General features: G+C 76.0%; 1 protein-coding gene. It reads right to left on the bottom strand.

Going from position 1 to position 943, the window contains the following annotated elements:
- Positions 1–19 precede the first annotated feature (19 nt).
- A complete protein-coding gene (locus DVH02_RS34470; RefSeq protein WP_114627755.1) occupies positions 20–907 on the bottom strand; it encodes a hypothetical protein in 888 nt (295 codons plus the stop codon).
- Positions 908–943: the final 36 nt, after the last annotated feature.

The raw sequence follows: 943 nt of genomic DNA, 5'->3' as shown, positions 1-943 counted from the left end.
GTCGGGGGCGGGTTCCGGGTCACCGGGGTTCCGGCGTGGGGGTGTCGACCGCCTCGCGGATCCCTCGTTCGATACGGTCCGCGAGACCTTTCGCCTCATGGCCCAGCCCCGACTGGGCGGGCGCGGTGGTGGCTCCGGAAGCCATCGCCTCGGCCGCGGACTGCGGGGTGGTGACCTCGCGGCCGTCGGCGAAGCCGGAGACGCCGTACACGACGACGGGCGCGTCGGTGAGGACGTTCACCGACCAGCTGGCCCGCTGGCGGTCGCCGAACGCGGCGGCGGGCGTGTCCTTGACCGGGAAGGCGCGCGGCATCAGGTCGGCGCGCCGGTCGAGTCTCTCGGACCGGAAGCGGGTGCGCAGGGCGTCCATGGCCGCCGCGTCGGCCTCGGTGAAGACGAGTCCGACGGTGGTGACGCTGCTGGAGGTGGAGTCCACGTACGTGGCGCGCAGCACCCGTTCGCAGCCGACCGGGCCGACCGTCTTGAGCAGCAGCGGGTCCAGCGCGGTGGAGCAGTCGCCGTCGGGGGCGACACCGACCCGGGTCCAGTCCCGGTCGGCGCCGCCGGGTCCGGCGCCGTCGCCGTCGAGGGTGCGCGGGAAGAGGGTGTCGACGGGGACGCTGTGCCACAGGGAGCGCGCGGCGGCGAAGTTGTCCGTGGTGACGGGTTCGGCCGCCGAGTCGCCGGTGAGCCAGGTGCCGGTCGCGGCGCCCCCGATCAGTCCGAGGCCGAGCACACCGCAGACGAGGGCGGCGGCGGTCCTGCCGGGGTGCCGGAGCTGCACGGGTACCAGGCGGGCGTGTTCCTCGGGCGTCCCGATGTCGTCCGCCGGGGCCCACGCGTAGGAGGGGTGCGGGGGCGAGGGGAGCGGCGGTGGCGGCGGGAACGCCGCCTCGGCCGCGCGTATCGGCGGGATCAGGGGCGCGGCCGAGGCGGCGTTCCC

The sequence above is a fragment of the Streptomyces corynorhini genome (assembly GCF_003346515.1).
GTDB lineage: Bacteria > Actinomycetota > Actinomycetes > Streptomycetales > Streptomycetaceae > Streptomyces > Streptomyces corynorhini.
The sequence above is the reverse complement of the archived record's forward strand: the minus strand, read 5'-3'. Positions and strand labels throughout refer to the sequence as shown.